Annotated in this window: 14 protein-coding genes; all 14 read left to right on the top strand. The window is 52.8% G+C overall.

Annotated elements, in window-relative coordinates; translation table 11 throughout:
- Positions 1-44 precede the first annotated feature (44 nt).
- The 14 genes from PG5_RS32860 to PG5_RS00295 all read left to right on the top strand — a co-directional run bounded on the left by PG5_RS32860 (position 45) and on the right by PG5_RS00295 (position 17,986).
- Complete coding sequence (locus PG5_RS32860; RefSeq protein ID WP_052024650.1) at positions 45-893, top strand: thioredoxin domain-containing protein; 849 nt, start codon at positions 45-47, stop codon at positions 891-893.
- Positions 859-1,140: a type IV conjugative transfer system protein TraL gene (traL, locus tag PG5_RS33035; RefSeq protein WP_050682337.1), complete on the top strand. Its 282-nt coding sequence runs from the start codon at positions 859-861 to the stop codon at positions 1,138-1,140. The genes PG5_RS32860 and traL overlap by 35 nt, the downstream gene beginning before the upstream one ends.
- Before the next feature lie 7 nt (positions 1,141-1,147).
- Entirely contained in the window at positions 1,148-1,786 is a 639-nt protein-coding gene (locus PG5_RS00350; protein ID WP_020795107.1) for a TraE/TraK family type IV conjugative transfer system protein, read from the top strand.
- A complete protein-coding gene (locus PG5_RS00345; protein ID WP_020795106.1) occupies positions 1,776-2,942 on the top strand; it encodes a type-F conjugative transfer system secretin TraK in 1,167 nt (388 codons plus the stop codon). The genes PG5_RS00350 and PG5_RS00345 overlap by 11 nt, the downstream gene beginning before the upstream one ends.
- Before the next feature lie 12 nt (positions 2,943-2,954).
- Positions 2,955-4,319 (top strand): TraB/VirB10 family protein, encoded by a 1,365-nt coding sequence (locus PG5_RS00340; RefSeq protein ID WP_042955051.1) that lies wholly within the window; start codon positions 2,955-2,957, stop codon positions 4,317-4,319.
- 57 nt (positions 4,320-4,376) lie between these two features.
- Complete coding sequence (gene traV / locus PG5_RS00335; RefSeq protein ID WP_052024649.1) at positions 4,377-4,901, top strand: type IV conjugative transfer system lipoprotein TraV; 525 nt, start codon at positions 4,377-4,379, stop codon at positions 4,899-4,901.
- Positions 4,902-4,937: 36 nt separating this feature from the next.
- Positions 4,938-5,279: a TraA family conjugative transfer protein gene (gene traA, locus PG5_RS00330; RefSeq protein WP_155943674.1), complete on the top strand. Its 342-nt coding sequence runs from the start codon at positions 4,938-4,940 to the stop codon at positions 5,277-5,279.
- Between the two features lie 69 nt (positions 5,280-5,348).
- Entirely contained in the window at positions 5,349-12,131 is a 6,783-nt protein-coding gene (locus PG5_RS00325; RefSeq protein WP_256227753.1) for an Ig-like domain-containing protein, read from the top strand.
- Between the two features lie 118 nt (positions 12,132-12,249).
- Entirely contained in the window at positions 12,250-12,939 is a 690-nt protein-coding gene (locus tag PG5_RS00320; RefSeq protein ID WP_042955048.1) for a DsbC family protein, read from the top strand.
- The gene (gene traC, locus PG5_RS00315; RefSeq protein ID WP_020795100.1) at positions 12,940-15,342 is read left to right on the top strand and encodes a type IV secretion system protein TraC; all 2,403 of its coding nucleotides are present in this window, start codon (positions 12,940-12,942) and stop codon (positions 15,340-15,342) included.
- A complete protein-coding gene (locus PG5_RS00310) occupies positions 15,339-15,656 on the top strand; it encodes a hypothetical protein (RefSeq protein ID WP_020795099.1) in 318 nt (105 codons plus the stop codon). Before traC ends, PG5_RS00310 begins: the two co-directional genes overlap by 4 nt.
- Positions 15,649-16,140, top strand: coding sequence for a signal peptidase I (lepB, locus tag PG5_RS00305; RefSeq protein ID WP_042955047.1), 492 nt, complete (start codon positions 15,649-15,651; stop codon positions 16,138-16,140). Before PG5_RS00310 ends, lepB begins: the two co-directional genes overlap by 8 nt.
- A 14-nt stretch (positions 16,141-16,154) precedes the next feature.
- Entirely contained in the window at positions 16,155-17,282 is a 1,128-nt protein-coding gene (locus PG5_RS00300) for a TrbC family F-type conjugative pilus assembly protein (RefSeq protein ID WP_256227748.1), read from the top strand.
- Positions 17,282-17,986 (top strand): EAL domain-containing protein, encoded by a 705-nt coding sequence (locus PG5_RS00295; protein ID WP_042955045.1) that lies wholly within the window; start codon positions 17,282-17,284, stop codon positions 17,984-17,986. Before PG5_RS00300 ends, PG5_RS00295 begins: the two co-directional genes overlap by 1 nt.
- The last annotated feature ends 5 nt before the right edge of the window (positions 17,987-17,991 follow it).

The raw sequence follows: 17,991 nt of genomic DNA, 5'->3' as shown, positions 1-17,991 counted from the left end.
GCGCGACCTAGACCTCACCATGTGCTCAATGGTTGAGGTGTCTCATGAAAAAAGAACTTGTTGTTCCTCTCGCGATTTCGTCGCTTTCCCTTTTGGTTGCCGTGGGCTCTTTTTTCCTGGCAAACCATAAAGTTAGCCAGGCCGTAGACCTGTCAAGCCAAGTCAATGACCAGCTCTCCAAGGTTAAGCCTTGGGCGTTCAAGCGTGACGTCCTTGATTCAATCATTGATGAGAACAGGATCACTGCGGCGATTCGAGGAAAAGATTCTTCTGTGCCGGAGAAAGCTCGTGTGCGAGAGGCGCAGCCGGCCAAGATTGATCGGCGCTATGGAGATCCAAAGGCCCAATTTACGCTTATTGAGTACTCTGATTTTGAGTGCACTTTCTGCAACCAGTACTTTGCTGTTCCTAAAGCGCTCGCCGACGGATCCAGAGGGAATATTTCCGTCATTTTCAAGCACGTCCCTATCCATGGTGATGCATCGCGCCGAGAAGCGTACGCCGCTGAGTGCGCTGCTGCGCAAGGCGGGAATGACGCATTCTACCGGATGGCAGGCGCCATATTCAGTTCAACACCTGGTAATGGTACTGGTACAGAAAAGCCACTTAGTGTTATCGCCGAGAGTATTGGGCTTGACGGAGTTGAGCTATCCAAATGTATGGATAACGAAGACTTCTACGCCAAAATCAAATCTGATTTTCAAGAAGCGATTGATCTTGGGATTAACCAAACCCCGACAACGATCGTTCGCCACAACGTAACAGGTCAGCAGGTCAGATTAGACGGCGCTGTTACTCCTGAAGCTATCTTGAAAAGTATGTCTAAGATCGCGCAAAGTCCTGGAGCTAAAAAACTAAATGCAGCCTGTTCGCATTCCTCAATATGTAGATGATCCACCCCATCTTCTCTTTTGGCAGGCTGATGAAGTTGCGCCAATTGGAATTGGACTTGTTTTTGGTATGTTCACCGGCTATGCGGCTATTTGTACTATCGGAGGGTTCTTGTTGACCCGATGGTACAGAAAGTACCGTGATGATCATCCTGATGGATTTATGGTGCACATGATTTATTGGTTTACCGGGTTGACTGGGGCGAAGTCCAGAACGATTCCAAACCCATTTATCCGTGAATTCCATTGAGGCAGTTATGCTGTTTAAAAACTTCAAGCAAACGTTCCGCGAAACGGTTTCGGAGAATAAGTTTCTCCGTGGCTTGGTAGTCGCGTTGATTGCAATTGACCTGTTTGCGATCATCGGATGGCTTAATAAAAGCACTGTTATCGACATGCAGCCGCCGACCTTGACGGAGCGTGCTTGGGTCGACGAGTCATCGGCCTCCGATGAGTTTGTCGAAGGCTGGGCGCTTTACATCGCTGACCGACTCGGCAACGTAACTCCGTCGTCGTCGAAAGTGATTCGGAAGTCCATTGAACCATTGCTCGCTACTGAGATTTACCAGGACGTAGTTAATAAAATTGAGGCGCAAGTGCTTCAGATTCGCCAGGACAGGGTGACTCTGAAATTTAACGCAAAAGACGTCTTGCGAGATCGGTCCAATACAAGAAAGTTTTACGTGACCGGTCGCTCGTACATGACTGGGCCCAATGGTAAACCCGAGCCGAAAAATGTCACCTATGAACTTGATTTGCGAATTAAAAACTACAAGCCCGTTCTGACCTATATCGACACGTACGAAGGCGCACCTCGAACTGAAGATGTAATTCGCCGACAAGAGAAAACCACCCAAGCTCGTAAGCGTATGGACCAGATTAATAATGAAAAGTAAACAGGTGAAACTAGCGTTGATTCTCACTGCGTTTGCGGTTGTTCAAACGGTTCATGCGCGTGAGTTGAATATTCCTAAAATGCCGACGGCCTCGGCAGAGACACTGGTGGTCGATGCGATGCCGAAGTCGGTTGACCCCTCTGACTATGGTCTGGAGGAGGGAGAGGCGGCCGCGCATGCTGCCCTGGATCAAGAAGCAGCGAAAAAAGGCCCTGAGTCAGCCCCGAAGCCGGCTCCTGAGCCAGTTTCGAAGCCGACGCCGCCCATTGCCGCGAAAAGCGCGACCATCCCACCGGCGAAGAATGACACCGACATGATGAAGGTGTCCGGTGGCGGCCGGGAGGGTGACCTTCAGGCGGTACCTTCGTCGGTGGCCAAAACTACTAAGGGTGGTGAGGAGTCAGTTGCGATGGTTTCCTCCCTGGAGGATGTCGTTGTTCAGCCGGGCGTTAACACCATCGTTCCTGTAGCTATTGGTCACATCAACCGAATCGTTACGCCATTCGAGAACCCCATCGTCCAAACCGTCTCAACGAGCACGGTCGAAATCAAAGGCAACGTTCTTTACGTTTCAACCCAGGACCAAGCTCCGATCGCGATGTACATCACGCCGAAGGACGATGAGTCGGTGGCCATCAGCCTGACACTGGCGCCGCGGAAGGTACCCCCCATTCAAGCCAACTTGATACTGGGACAGGTGCCAGGGTCTGGTGGACGTGCATCGCCAGGCGGCATGGGTGGCTTCCGCTACTCGGGCCAGGCCAAGAAGTGGGAGGAGGGGCAGCCCTATATGGAGTCCATCAAAGGGATCATGCGATCTCTGGCTTTGGGTGGCATTCCAAGGGGGTTCTCCATGGGCAAATTGAGTCGAAGCGACACGCTCCCTGCCTGCTACCAGGAGGGTATCGCTTTCGATTTCTCGCGCTCACAAATTGTGATGGGTCATAACTTCAAAGCCTTAGTGGGTGTGGCGCGCAACAATTCGAACATCCCGGTCATGTTCGACGAAACTTCCTGTACGCATCCCTCATTGGCTGCCGCCGCCGCATGGCCGCGGAACATGCTTGAGCCAGGTCAAGCGACAGAGATTTACATCGTGACGCGAGTTGGTGAAGCGCCTGCAGAAGAGTCTTCCAGGCCGAGCCTGCTGAACTAAAGGGGGGGGGTTATGATCAAGTCAATGTGGTCGGGTCTGAGCCCGAGTAAAAAGAAAATCGTGGCGATTGTGGGCGCGATCGGAGTGGTTCTCGTAGCCGTCTTTGCGATGAGCTCCATTGGTGGGAATGAACAGCGAAAGCAGGGTGGAAAGCAAACGATCGGCCGAGTTCTGTACGACGGTGATCCACGTTCCGTGGGCATCGACTCCATCAACTCAAAACAGCGCGACCAAGAAAAAACCATCACCGAGGTTCAGCGCAACATCAAGACCCTAATGGAACAGAGTAATAGCCAGAAGGAGCTCAAGGACAGCATAAAGACCGTCCAACAGACGGTAGATGACCTCAAAGAGCAGGTCTCCCTTGCAAAGGATCAGGCCGACAAGGTTGTAGCTGAAAATCAGAAGCTTGCGGATGAAGTGCGTAACAACCTGGCGAAGGCACCACCTCCTGAGAAAGAAGCCGAGCTCAAGGAAAAGGAGGAGCGAATCAAGCGAGACAAGGCCTCCCAAGACCGTTACAACGCGGTGGGCAATGACCCGAACAAAAACCAATCGGCCTTCTTTGAAAATGCGCCGGCTCCGGCTCAGGACCCAGTCAAACCCGGTCAGACTCCGAAGAAGGAAGAGAAACTGACGATCAGATCCATTGGCAGTGAGCAACCAAAGGAGGATGACGGCAAGGACGAAAAAGAGCAGGAAGTCTTCTTGCCAGCCGGTTCCATTATGTCCGGTGCGTTGATAACTGGCTTGGATGCACCGACCGGTACCAAGGCTCGCCAGGATCCTTTTCCAGTACTCCTGCGGATCAAGAAAGAGGCCGTTCTGCCAAACCGATTCCGTGCAGACGTTCGTGAGTGCTTCTTGATCGCCAGTGCCTTTGGCGACATGTCCTCAGAGCGAGCATACATGCGCGCGGAAACCATTTCCTGTGTTCGTGATGACGGGGGCGTTATCGAGACCGGTATGGATGCCTACGCGGCGGGAGAAGATGGTAAAGCGGGTGTGCGCGGCCGCCTGATCTCTAAGCAGGGCGCGATTCTCGCCCGCTCACTCGCAGCAGGATTCATGCAAGGCGTCAGTGAAGCGTTCAGCGTTCGCCAGGTGCCGAGCATTAACGTGACGAGTTCGGGAAGCAAAAGCGGGAGCAGCTCGGACGTTATCGATCCTGTGTATCAACAAGCATTCAACTCTCAGGCGCTTCAGGGTGCTGCCATCGGCGGTGTCGGTTCGGCGTTGGAGCGCATTGCTGATTTTTACCTGGAAATGGCTGAGAACCTATACCCGGTTATCGAGGTTGATGCCGCCCGTGAAGTCGACTTCGTCGTCAAGAAGGGTGTCCAGCTGAAGCTCATGACTAAGGCCCCACGTCGCTGACCCGAAACAGGGGCGGATTCGCTCCTGTACCCAACAACATATTTGGATACTTCAATCATGAACTCGATTTCAGCGGTGAATGCTTTCCGATTTTTGGCCATGGCAGCAGTGACCACGGTCATGGCTGGTTGCTCGTTTTTGCAGGTGGGCGAGTCTGAGTACTCCTGTAAGGGCATGCCAGATGGTGTGACATGTATGTCCGCCCGTGATGTTTACCAGCTGACCGAAAACGAGAATTTTCGGCAGGAAGTAGAGCTGCGCCAGGCAGCTAAGGATCAGGCGATCAAGCAGGGTAAATCGATGGATGAGGTTCTCCCTGCGGTGCAGCCCCACATCGCGGCTGGCGAACGCTATGTCGTTCCAAAACCAGCGCGTAACCCGATTCCGATTCGCTCGCAGGCCACCGTCATGCGTGTATGGGTTGCTCCTTGGGAGTCCGACTCAGGCGACCTGAACGTGCCTGGATTCATCTACACGGAAATTGAACCACGTCGCTGGGAAATCGGCACTCCGGCGCCTAAACCAACCCCTTCAATTCGACCATTGGAGTCGAGGAAGAACAATGCTTCACCTGCAACTTAAACATTCCCCAACCAGCATGACCTAGGAGATACACCCATGCAAATCAGCATGACCCCAAGCCAAGTCCGGCGCACAAAGGACGTAATGAAGTTCGGTGTAGCACTGATGCTCACCGTGGCAGCAAGCAATGCACTCGCTGGCACCGGTGGTGACAGTTTCGACTCGATCTGGACAACCCTGACGGACTGGATGCAGGGCACCCTGGGTCGGGTAGTAGCCGGCTCGATGGTTCTGGTCGGGATCGTCTCCGGAATCGTGCGCCAGTCGATCATGTCGTTCGCTACCGGCGTGGGCGGCGGGGTTGGCCTGTACAACACGCCGACCATTATCGAATCGATCATGACCGCCACCCTCCCGGTTGCGCAATCTCTCAACTGAGCAACGAGTACTACCAAAGCCGGCCTTCGCCGGCTTTTGGGTTTTCAAACCAGGATCGGGAAGCTAATTGTGAACTGGATTAAATCGACAGGCCTTCTTGGGGTGACGTTGATGTCGGCGGTCTTCTCGACACAGCTCCTTGCTGCGGCGCAGTGCGTTGAGAGCGGAGAGGCGCTGTCATTAAATCCAGTTGTAGCGGTCGTGGGCGAAACACTTAACGTGACCTATACGTTGGATCGTGTCGGGTGCTCATCTACAGGGTCTTACAGTCTTCCGATCAATATTGGCTCAGCGAAGGGCGCGAATATTGGTAAGTGCGAGGGGGTACGGAGCAAGGAATTATTCTCCTGTACGGGTGTGGCAACTCTGCCCCAAGGTTTCACTGGGCCGTTGGTTATCAGTGTCGGTAAAGTGCTTGCAGAGACCATTGTCGAGGGGAAAAAAACACAACCTCATGCCGAGGACATGGAGGTACTCAACAATGAGGACGAAACGTTGCTTATCCCTCTCACCCTCACCGGTGCGGGAGTTCAGGCCGAGTCTTTCGAGCTACTGGACATGCCATCTGAAAAAATTGGACAGTTTCTTCTGAATGGATCCACCGTAACCTTCAAGCCATTTCCGCAGTGGTATGGGATTACGTCCTTCACCTATCGCGGAAAGGACACCACGGGCAACTTCTCCAATCCGGCGACTGTTCGCGTGGTTACCAGTCTGGTAAATGATGCACCAACCATCATTCCGCATCCTGCGATTGGGGTTGAGGACGAAACATTTGTGTATGTGCCGGTCGTTCAAGATCCTGACCAGGTCGACATCTATCAATTGGTTGTCGAGGCGCAGGGCGCGCATGTCACAGCTTCTGTCCAGCCTGACCTTCACTCTTTGAAAATTGTTCCGGAAAAAGACTGGAATGGGTCTGACACCCTAAAAATCAGTGCTGTAGACAGTGCCAACGCGAAGAGCGAGGTGATGTCTGTTCGTGTCGTCATTCAGCCTGAAAACGATGCCCCCATTCTCACGCCGGTTGCCATGACGGCCAATGAGGACAGCGAGGGCCGGGCCAAAATCGTTTTTTCAGATCCTGACGGTAAGCCCCCATACCGATTTTTAATTGATAAACAATCGCCACTAAGTACTGGCGGTTGTGGCATTGATGTGGATGAAGTGGTCTTCACACCGGCCAAGAACTGGAACGGAACAACGAATTGCTCCGTTGTTGTTATTGACGCTGACAGCGGCGCATCGCTCCCAAGCAAAGTGTCCATCACTGTAGCTGCGGTAGCCGACAAGCCTGTGGTGGAAACCAAGACACTGACGTTGAATCAGGGTGACTCATCAACGTTCAACCTGGTGGTGACTGACCCAGATGTCGGCGACAGTTTCACACTCAGTAGTTCGTCTTCTCAGGATGCTGCATTCGGTTCGTTTAGTTTTACGGGTTCAACCATCTCGATTGCACTAAACCCGGCTTTCGTTGGGACTCGATCAATTTCGTACACGGCAAAAGACTCTTTTGGCCTTGTGTCGATTCCCGGTGAGCTGACAATCAAGGTGCTGCCGGTTGGCAAGAAACCTGTTGTCGCTTCGGCGCAGGTCTACACAGGTATTGATACGCCAGTGACGATGGAGCTCATGGCTACCGATCCAAATCATGACGCACCAATAACGTTTGCCATATCTCAAACAGTGCCAGTAGCCTCTGGAGGGCTGAGCTTAAGTGGCAATCGACTGACCTTCACGCCGGCGGCAGGATTCGTCGGTACCGCGACAGCTAGCGTCGTAGCTACTGACCCAGGTGGTTTGGTATCGGCGCCACAGCCTGTATCTTTTATTGTCCAGGCGGATCAAACCATCGCCTTTGACCCTGATATCCCAGACAGCCATTCGATCATAATTGTTCAGCAACCCAATTCGGCTGTAGGCGCTATAACAGTCAATGGCATGTCGTTGACCTTTACGCCCGTTCAGGGCTATTTCGGGACGGCGACATTCACGTACAAGGTACGTGACGTGGCCGGGCTTGAGTCGGATATCAAGCAAGGCACAATCGATGTAGCCAAAACCAATTACGCCCCTACGTCCGCGAATGTGGCCATCAGCGTTAACGAGGGTGAGGCATCGAGCCCCTCAGTGCCGACGGTAGTAGATGAGAACCTCTACGACGCAGGGATGCACACTTTCTCCATCCCTATCCAGAGCATGACTGGGGTCGCGGAGGTAGTGAACAATCGAATTATCTACCACGCCCCATTTGGCGCGAGCGGCACGAACACCTTCAAGTTCATCGCCCGAGATGTTGCCGGCGCAGAAGTCGTGGGCCTGGCGACCGTTAATGTGGTGGCCAAGAATTTCCCTCCAAGCGCGGTGGATTTAGCTCTTGATACCCTGGAGTCAACTCCGGTTAGCGGCGTGCCAGTGGTCGTCGATCCAAATCCAACCGATTCGTTCACCTACACGATTGATTCGAGCCCGATTGGCGGTACCGCGGCTGTTGTAAGTGGCAAGGTTGTCTATACGCCTACCGCAAACTGGGTAGGATCTGATCGCTTCGCAATTTCGGCTTACGATGCTGCTGGCGCTAGAGTCAGTGGACAGGCCTACGTGACTGTGCGGCCGACAAACGTCGCGCCTGAGTCATTAATCGGTAGCATAACGGTTCCAGAGAACATCACGAGTGCACCGTACTACCCAGTCATCGTCGATAAAAACCTCAACGACAAGGGTAAGCATCAGTTAGTCGTCAAGGGTCAACCGGCAAACGGTTTTGTATCGATTGCAGGTAATCGACTGGTCTTCACGCCCAAAAAAGACTTCATTGGCGACGACACCGTTTCAATTGAGGCAACCGACCTTGGCGGGCTAACCGTACAAGGAGTTGTCGCTCTTCGTGTCACGAAGAACAACCTTCAGCCCGAGACCGCAACGCTCAAGATCGTAACGTACGAGAACACATCGTCAGCAGTGACTGCCCCGACGGTGGTTGACCCAAATGCCTGGGATCAGTTCACCTACGAGGTTATTGCTCAACCGGAGCATGGTTCAGTAGTGGCTGGGGCCAATGGGTACGAGTACACGCCGCAATCGAAGTACACAGGCAACGACAGCTTTGCCTTCCGTGTCGTTGACGTGGGCGGGAAATACGTCGAGAGCGTGGCCATGGTATCGGTTCTGCGGAAAAACACCGCACCGACTGGTGTGACACCTAACACCGTGTATTTCTACGAAGGGATCGGGGGCAAACAGCGCCTGGCAGCAATCGACGATAATCTCTGGGGATCGCATACCATCGAAGTCCAATCCCAGCCCGGGCATGGCTTCACTTGGTTCAACAATGATGAGTTGAACTTCAAGACCGATGGCCGTACAGAAACGACGATGACCGTCAAGGTGACGGACCAGGATGGTTTGTCAGTGGTGGTTCCTGTCCGCTTGGTGCCCAAGAGCATTGACAGCGTTATCGATCAATTGCCGGTCCAAGAGCTAGCCAGCGATAAAGTGGCCACCCCAGCAATCACCAAAGAGTTTCTGCGGGTGGATGGCCGGCCAGGTCTATTGCTGACTGATAAAGACGCGATAGCGGCTCTGGGCAGTGACATCGTCGCGGTGATCGAAAAGTCCTCGACTGTTGGCTTGCGTATCGGTCGGAGGCCTTTGGCACCGAGCCAGGGCACAAGGTTGTCAGTAGAGTATTTCACTGCTGACGCGCTCGGCTCTGCGTTGGCAGGTATCCAAACGAGTGCTAGTGGCCATGGTCGGGTGCTGCTTGTAAGAGGGGATCTGACGGGTACTGCGTACGCAATACCCTTTGAGGTATGGAAACTCGAAGGTGCGGTGAAGACGTCAACCGACACGGCTGCTCTGGGGTTGCAAGCAGTACGTGCGCAGTTTGAGCCGTCGAACACGGTGTGCTTGAACACAGTTCGACAGGCCTCTGCGGTTAATGGCAACCCGTACGACAATCCGGTATGCCTTCTTGAGTTCACACAGAAGTTACCTGAGTACAAGGACCTGTCCAGTGACTCGACATTGGTGATGACAGGGACCGCGACCGATGTCGGGATTACTCCGATCGAGGTGACTTCCTATATCGTCGGCGCCGATGGTGAGAAAACCTTGCTGGCGACATATACCAAGTCTGTCGAATTTGTTTCGCCCGTTGGTGTGGTAAAGGTCGGGCCGAAATACCCATTCACGACGGCCTATTACAAGGTCGAGGATTTGGATATTGAGTACGTCCAGCAGGCAGGGCCTCCATGCGATCTTACGATTATCGAGCGCCGGGCAATCTCAGCGGCTGCATCGTTCAATACAAGACCACTGTGCCTGCTTGAGTGGGTGGAAATTCCAGTCGGTTTGGTCGGTCGACCAAACTGGGAGCGTCCGTACCTCCAGGGGACGGCCACCATGCTCGGCCTCAATACGTCGAGCTGGAGACTGTCTGTTTTCACGCCGTCCGGAAAGAAAATCGACCTTGGGCCGGACGCCTTTGGCTTTACAGCGGTCGAACCGACCAGGGCGACGGTTACCTACGAGTCCAATGCGAAGGTCAGCGATACACTCCTGACCTCACCGATCGAGGGCGCGTACATCGGTGACGCAGTGATCCAGTCTGTCAGCGCAAGACTGATGCTCCAGCACAACCTCAACTTGGGTGTGGAGCAAACTGAGGATGCAGCTCCAGCCTACGGCGCCATCAGCAAGATTTACCGTCGGATTTACACGGCACCTTTTGATTCTCTGTGGCAAATGAAGAAACTCCACGTGGACGCCGCCTACAAAGTTCTGCCCGATATCGCGACTCATACTGCAGTTGATGTTCTGGCCGTACCTGACGAGAGTGTTGTGCCGATCATCGACAACGAAAACGGAAAGGTTCTTTCAACGGAAAGCCTCGAAGTTGGAGTGACGATGGGGGATGCGTACGACGCTAAGAAGACGTACTCGGCCGACAACATGGGTGAATGGGAAATTCGCCTGATCCTTAAGCCAACCTGGAACACGGTGACGGAGCTGGCGCCATGGCAAAAGACCGACGGTGTTGGCCATGCTGCCTTTGCGATCCCTGTTGAAGAGCTGGCCGGTAAGAATCTGCGCATTTACGCAGAGGCACGGGTCATTTCGCCTGTGCCGGAGTACAAAGTAACTCGCACCTCGCCCCGGCCTTTGAGTCTGGCGATCCTGAATGGTGCTGCTCTCGATGGTTCAATTAGGTCACTTCGACTGACTGGTGAAGCCCCTATGCGGGTGACTCTGTTCGCGGATGTGACTAATCGAGCGTGGACCAAGGACCTGGGCGCTGTACGTTGGGAGTCGTCGACGGACGGCGGACCATGGGTCGAATTGCCGAACAAAAGTCGGACGCCGCAACGGATTGCCTTGACTCTGATGAAGGGCAACTACAAGGTCCGGGCAGAGCTCACCAATAAGAACTCTGGGGCTAAATCGATGACCGATGAGATAGAAATCATCGTTTACAACGTTCCGAAAGGCGTGTTGAAGGGGCCAGGGAATACCTTCCTTGATGCCCCTGCGCGGTTCAGCGTTCTGCAGATAGACGCCCAGCCAATTGATCTCTCAAATATCGAAGTCGAATGGAGTTTGGATCGCGGCAAGACTTGGGAGCCGGGTAGTGATACGAACATACAAACACGCAGTACTGAGCAGCGAGTGAGTGTCTATGCACGCATGCGGTACAAGGATGCTCCCGCTGACGATGTGCACGTTTGGAAGGTTCTGCGGTCTGGTGTCGCTGTCCGGAAAATCAGGCCGCCTCGAGTGCAGCTGATCGGACCGCGTCGGCCAGAGGTCGGGAAAGAGGCTACTTGGATTGCGAATATGATGATGCCTTACCCAAACATGGATCTGACCATGGGTGGGGAGTTCATCATGCCCGACGGCACAACGATTGTGCCTGGCCAGGAGACCAAGTACACGCCAGTGGATGCTGACATCACTGATGCTAAAACCTATTTGAGCTATAGAGCTTGGATCGACGGCTACCGCGATCGGGGGGGCGAGGGCATTACCCAACAGCGCATAACCTTCTGGATTTATGACTGGCCAGAATGGGCAATCCAACCGACCTTCAGCGCCGAGTACGCGCCCGCGGAGCTCTCACTCCGGGTGCGGAACATTGGTGAGTTCAAAGCGGTAGAGGGCGTGAACTACGACTGGGAAATGCCGGCGATGCCCGGGTACGAAGTCGTGAAGGACGACACCATGGTTCTTAGGATGATCAACATCCTCGAGCCTGCCGTGTACCCCTTCAAGGTCCATATCTACGACGCGCGAGGCAACTACAGTCTGGTGGAGCGGCGGATGACGTTCAAGGAGCCACCCCCATGGACGATTAATCTGCTCTGGAGTGGTGACAACAATGCTTCCCGGGCGCCTCTGGGCATCATGGTCCGACCTCAGATTTCGGGTGGACACCCGAAGGACCGGATCACAAGCCTGAAGTACAAGTTGAACGGCGAAGAGATTGATACCAACGGCTCTCGCTATGCTAGAGCCACGTTGCAGGACGAAGGGCAGTACCAGGTAGACCTAGAAATTGAGACCAAAATGAACAAGGGCTCAGATGGAAGGGTTGAGATCGATGTGAAGAAGAACCAGCCTCCTACGTGTGAGCTGCAGGTTAAAGAGGGTGGCTCCGCTTGGTCGGCGCTCGCCAAGTGTACGGATCCCGATGGGCGAATCGCGAGGCATAACTGGTACGTGAACGACAAAGTGCAAGGGTTGGGCGGGTCCGCGATCACGATTTCGAAGCGGACTTACCCAGACGCTCCAAAAATCGTGCTCTTTGCAACTGACGATTCAGGGGAGGATTCAGCACCGGTAATCTGGTGATGCGAATAGAAGGGCGCCATTGGGCGCCCTTCATTTTTGACCCTGCTACAGGGTCAGATTCGAACCTAATGGCGGGGCAAGTTCTCTAGCCTGATGACATCGAAATCGAGGTGTCCTCATGCTCAGAAGAATCTTTTTTCCCCTCCTGCTGGCCACGTCTGCATGCGCTTTGGCTGTCGAGCCGGCTGAAGGTCAGCACAACCAAACCGCCCCCATGCCTATTAACGGGATGATCGCCGCGGTTAAGAACGGGAAAATGGCCTTCGTTAGTGATAACGGACGTTTCGTGTTCCGCGGATCTATGTATGACACCTGGGCGCAGAAAGAAATAACGACTCTCGAAGAGGCTGAGCATGCCTCTAAGTACATAGACCTCAAGAAGCTCAAGTTCAATATAGAAGACCTGGTTCCATTTACTGTTGGAACAGGCTCGAAAACTGTCGTTGTCTTTACTGACCCTCTTTGTCCTTCTTGCGCTCACCTAATTACCGATTTGAAAAAAGTTGATAGTTACAGTTTCAAGATCGTTGAAGTTCCAGCGCTCGGTGACGAAAGCGCCAAGATAGTTCGAAGTTTGCTTTGTGCAAAAGACAAGGGCGCCGCCTTCGATATTGCAACGGGGAAGGATAAACCGAAGGTGCTTGATCAGCGCGGAAACGATTGCGATACCTCGCCGATCGGCAAACGAATTATTTCTGCTCAGATGTTCGGTGTGAAAGGGGTTCCTTTCATGATCCGGGATGATGGATTGATCAAACACGGTTACGAGAAAGGAACCCTTTCAAGCTGGCTGACGGGAGCAAATTAAGTGACTGCGTATGCCAAGGCAAACTACCCGTTGGCGGACCTCCTGAGCGTAATCGCCTATGACGACGAAAAAAAATACTTCGTCATGGATGACAACTCGGTTGGCTTCTCGTTCTTATGCCGGCCGTTGCCTGGAAGTGACGGGAAGGAAGGCGATCAACTCAAGTCTGTGATGAAACAGGCTTGGCCGGCGGGGACGACAATCAACTTCAACTTGTTCCCGTCGCAAAATATCAACTCCCAAGTAAATAGCATGCTCAGGATGCGGCTGGGGTGCGAGGACAACATCGCACACCAGGCGATTAAAAGCCGGGCGAGCTATCTGGTTAACGGAACCCTAAAGCCCATCGATGATTACTCCGGAATCAAGGTTCGTGAAATTCACGTTCTGATCACCGTGGTAATGCCGATTGACGATGTGCTGCCGACAGAAAAGGAGATTCAGACTCTGTCGGAGCTGCGGGCACAGTTTGACTCCACCTTCAAAAGCATCGGTTTTGCCCCACAGGCGCTAACCAATCATCTCTACCTGGAGATGATGTCTTCGATTTTGAACCAGGGACAACAAGCATCCTGGCGCGATCGAATGCACGCCGAAGCAGAAGATGACAAACCGTTGAAATGCCAAATCCTCGATTACGACCGAACCGTCGAGGTGTTCAGTGATCATCTGAAAATTGGCGATACGCTCGTAAAAACGCTGAGCGTTAAAAAGTTTCCACGTCAGACGCTTCAGGGGTATGCGGCGTGGTACCTCGGCGATCTGCTGACCGGTGCCAACGGAATCCGCGAAAACTGCTTGATTAGCTTTACGGTGTACTTTCCCGAGCAGCAAGCGGCGAAGGACAAGCTCAGTACCAAGCGCCAATGGGCAAACAACCAGGCCTACGGGCCGCTACTTAAATTTGTGCCAAAGCTGGGTGCGAAAAAACAAGGCATGGATGACCTTTTCAAAGAAATTGAAGAGGGAGAGGCGGTTGTCCGGTGCAACATGACTGTGGTCATTTTTTCTGGTGACCGTGACCGCCTAGTACGTGCCACTTCTGAAGCTCGTAACTATCTGGGTATTCGGCAATTCACACTGCTTGAGGACAAATACTTCGTTCTTCCGCTGTTCCTGAACGCGCTTCCCTTTGGCGCGGACCGCAAAGCTATCGACGAAAGCTATCGCTACAAGACGATGGCAATCACCCATGCGTTGCCGTTGATTCCCATCTATGGCGATTGGAAGGGGACTGGTTCACCGATAATGCAGTTCGTTTCACGCAATGGACAGCTGATGTCCTATTGCCTGTTCGACTCAGAAACCAACTACAACGCAACCGTTGCCGCCCAATCCGGCAGTGGTAAGTCGTTTCTGACCAACTACCTCATCACCGCCTATCAGTCCGCGGGCGCTCAAGTTTGGGTGATCGACGTAGGGCGGTCGTACGAGAAGCTTTCAAAGGCTTTTGGTGGCGACTTTATTGAGTTCACGCCCGAGTCGCATATCTGCCTCAACCCCTTCGAGCTGGTTCAGGTTTACCAGGACGAAGAGGACGTTCTGATTGGACTGCTCTGTGCAATGGCGGCGCCAACACAGCCCCTAATCGACCTGCAAATTGCTGGTTTGCGTCAGCACTGCGCAAAGGTCTGGGACGAAAAAGGCCGGAAAATGATTGTCGACGATGTTGAACAATCTCTGCTGGCGGATGTAGACACCCGGATCCAGGATATCGGCAAGCAACTCTTCCCGTTTACCTCGAAGGGTATGTACGGGAAGTACTTCAATGGTCGAAACAACGTCGATTTCAAAAACCCCTTTACGGTGCTTGAGCTGGAGGAGCTGAAGGGGCGCAAACATCTTCAACAAGTGGTTCTCCTGCAGCTGATCTATCAGATCCAGCAGGCCATGTTCCTGGGCGATCGTGACAGGAAGAAAATCGTAGTTATCGACGAAGCGTGGTCGCTGCTTACCGAGGGTGACGTGGCCAAGTTTATCGAGCATGGCTATCGACGTTTCCGTAAGTACAACGGAGCAGCAATCACCATCACGCAGTCGGTAAACGACCTCTACGCAAGTCCTACTGGCCGTGCCATTGCCGAAAACTCAGCGAACAGCTTCTTGCTCGGGCAAAAGCCCGACGCGATCAACATGATTAAACGGGAAGGCCGGTTGGCTCTGAGTGAAGGCGGCTTCAGCATCCTCAAGTCAGTTCATACCATTCGTGGGCAGTACTCCGAAATTTTCTTCCAGACCGAGCAGGGCACAGGGGTTGGGCGTCTCACCGTCGATAATTTTTCGAAGCTGCTTTATTCGACTACGCCGAAGGATGTCAGCGATATCAATATTTACATTGGCCAAGGGCTGAACACAGCTGAGGCAATTAACGCCGTGATGCGAGATCGTGGGGTAGCAGCATGAAAGATGTGTTTGTAAACGCGCTGGTTTCATTGGTTGTTGCTGTCGCAGTTGTGATGGGGCATGACTTTCTAAAAGTGCAGGATTCCGGTACGCCGATTGCGGTCGTTAATTATGATGTTGTTGCCAGTGGCGCAAAACTCGACCCTGAAGCCGCCGAAGCCGGTTACGAACAGCTACGGGCTTCTGCAACTAAGCTCGCCGCGGCAGGGTTCGTGGTAATTGATTCGCGAGCGTTGACCGCATATCCACCTGATCTAGAGGTGCCTTCGCCAGTTCTCCAAGAAGATAAAGCCACGAGGGCGAAGGATGAATAAGCACACCCGCTTCATAATTCGTGCATTGCCTCTGACTGCGATTATGGTCGCGGCGAGCTTGTATGTGACCACCCGCTTTGGGATAGGTATTGATCCGCAAAAAAATACCTGCTTGGATTGGCGCGTGTTTATTATTGATAAGGATAATACCTCAGTTGAGCGCGACGGTATTTATGCGTTTAAATCGACGCAGATGGAACCCCACTTCCGTAATGGCACGATCATCATTAAGTATGTGAGGGGTGTTACGGGTGATCGCGTAACGGTAAATCCTACCCAAGTATCGATCAATGGAAAGGCGCAGGGTCAGGGGCTTTTGCTGGCCGATAAATTAGGGATGCCACCAAGCCGATACGTTCGTGACGAAATAGTACCTGCAGACAAATACTGGTTCATGGGGACGTCCTCGGACAGTTTTGATTCCAGATATTGGGGGTATGTTGGTCAGAGTGACGTTATTGGAAAGGCGTATCCGATATGGTGAGTAGGACATATGCATTGGCTCTCCTGCTGATTGTTCCTGTGACTACCTGCTTCGCTGATATGAATTTTGCCGCTCAAGAGAAAGCAGCGTTAGAGCAATTTTCGGCTGAGCTTGACCAAATCAAGCATCAAACTGACAGGCAAGTTGATTTCACTTTGAAGAATGAGGACTTCGCATTTGCTAAAGCTCCTACACCACGGGCACCAGAAGGTAGCGCGCCACCTGCTATCGATGACAGGAAAGTTATCTATCAGATATTTGTCTCTTGGTCTCTTGGTGAGCAAGAGATTAAAGGTCTGCTTGATCTTTACAATGGCAATAAGACTGTGGAACTTGTGTTTCGTGGAATTCCGGAAGGCATGCCGTTCCCGCAGGCCCTGGCCAAGTTGCAGAAGTTGGCGCTTGAGACAAAATCCGACACTCCCGTATTAATAAATCCTGTTGTGTTCGCTGACGCCGCGGTGATGACTGTTCCTCAAATACGAAAGCTTGTTGGAGGAACATCCCAATATATTGTTGCCGGTACCACTTCCATCGAAGCAGCGGATACGGAATACGGAAACCGCAACAAGGCAGATCTGGGGTCTGTCGGGCCAACGTTAGATATCTTAGAGCGTGACCTAATTGAGGTGCTGAAAGAGCGTTTAGCGAAAGTTGATTTTTCGGATTTGAAGGAAAAGGCGACTAAGCGTTTCTGGGACAAGCAAACATTTGTCGACCTTCCCACGGCGACTTCCCACCGCATCAGGAAGCTGGACCCAACAGTCACGGTCCCTGAGGACATGACCGCGGCAGATGGCTCATTAATTCATAAGGCGGGAGACCGAATCAATCCGCTTTCAATACGCCCCTTTACTCAACGCCTGGTGATCATTGATCCGGTTGACCCAAAGCAGATCGAATTAGCTAAAGCTGAAATCGAGAAGCACGGCAACGATCAGAACGTTGTGGTGATTCTTTCAAGGGTTGACCGAAGCGCAGGCTGGGATGGATTCACGGGCGTCCAGGACCGGGTCGACAGGGCTGTATATCTCCTCAAGGACGATGTTCGCACCCGCTTCTCACTTGACTTTGTTCCATCCGTAGTCACTGCGGATTCATCCAACTTTTATATCGAAGAATTCCCAGCAGGGGGGCTCTGATGAAAGCAATAGCGCTTCAGGCAATCCATCAGCCGAACGGGGTCATTCTGGGACATGAGGTCCTTGTACGTCAGTCCGTTGGTGGCTCTTGGGTTGGGCCTGGAGCGTTTATGGCTGGTTCTGATTCTCATGCTTGGGTGAGAATGGACCACGCGGTTGCGGACCTGCTGATCAAGCACGCGGCCGATCTGAGAGGCCGCGGCCTGTCCTTTGTGAATGTCAGTTCCCACACACTCTCTGATCCGGTAGAGCTACGCGCACTATGTAAGTCCCTTTCCAAACTTTCTCCTATGGGAGTTGAGGTTTGTGTCGAGATTTCAGAGGCATTCGACGCCATTGGCAGTTCCTTTTTTCAGGCGATGGCTTTGATCAAGGACCAAGGTCTGTTGTTGGCTATTGATGACTTTGGAATGGAGTGCTCTAACTTCAACCGCTTAAGTTCTTACCCATGGGATTTCTGTAAAGTCGATTTAAATGCAGTTTGGGCCAGTGACAATCTCGATTGGTTAATCGAGGTTCGGGACTACTGTAACGCCAACGGGATTGGTCTGATTTTGGAAAAGCTCGAGTGCCTTCAGCTCCTAAGTGGATTGCTTAAGCCGTTGAACTCTGCATCGGTTCAAGGCTTCGCCTTATCCAAACCGTTCATTCTTCAACGCAACTCTTTCGCTGAACGCACGGCAACACAACTCAAGGCGCAGTAATCACG

Origin of the sequence: Pseudomonas sp. G5(2012), from assembly GCF_000408945.1 — a bacterium.
Lineage (GTDB): Bacteria > Pseudomonadota > Gammaproteobacteria > Pseudomonadales > Pseudomonadaceae > Aquipseudomonas > Aquipseudomonas umsongensis.
The sequence above is the reverse complement of the archived record's forward strand: the minus strand, read 5'-3'. Positions and strand labels throughout refer to the sequence as shown.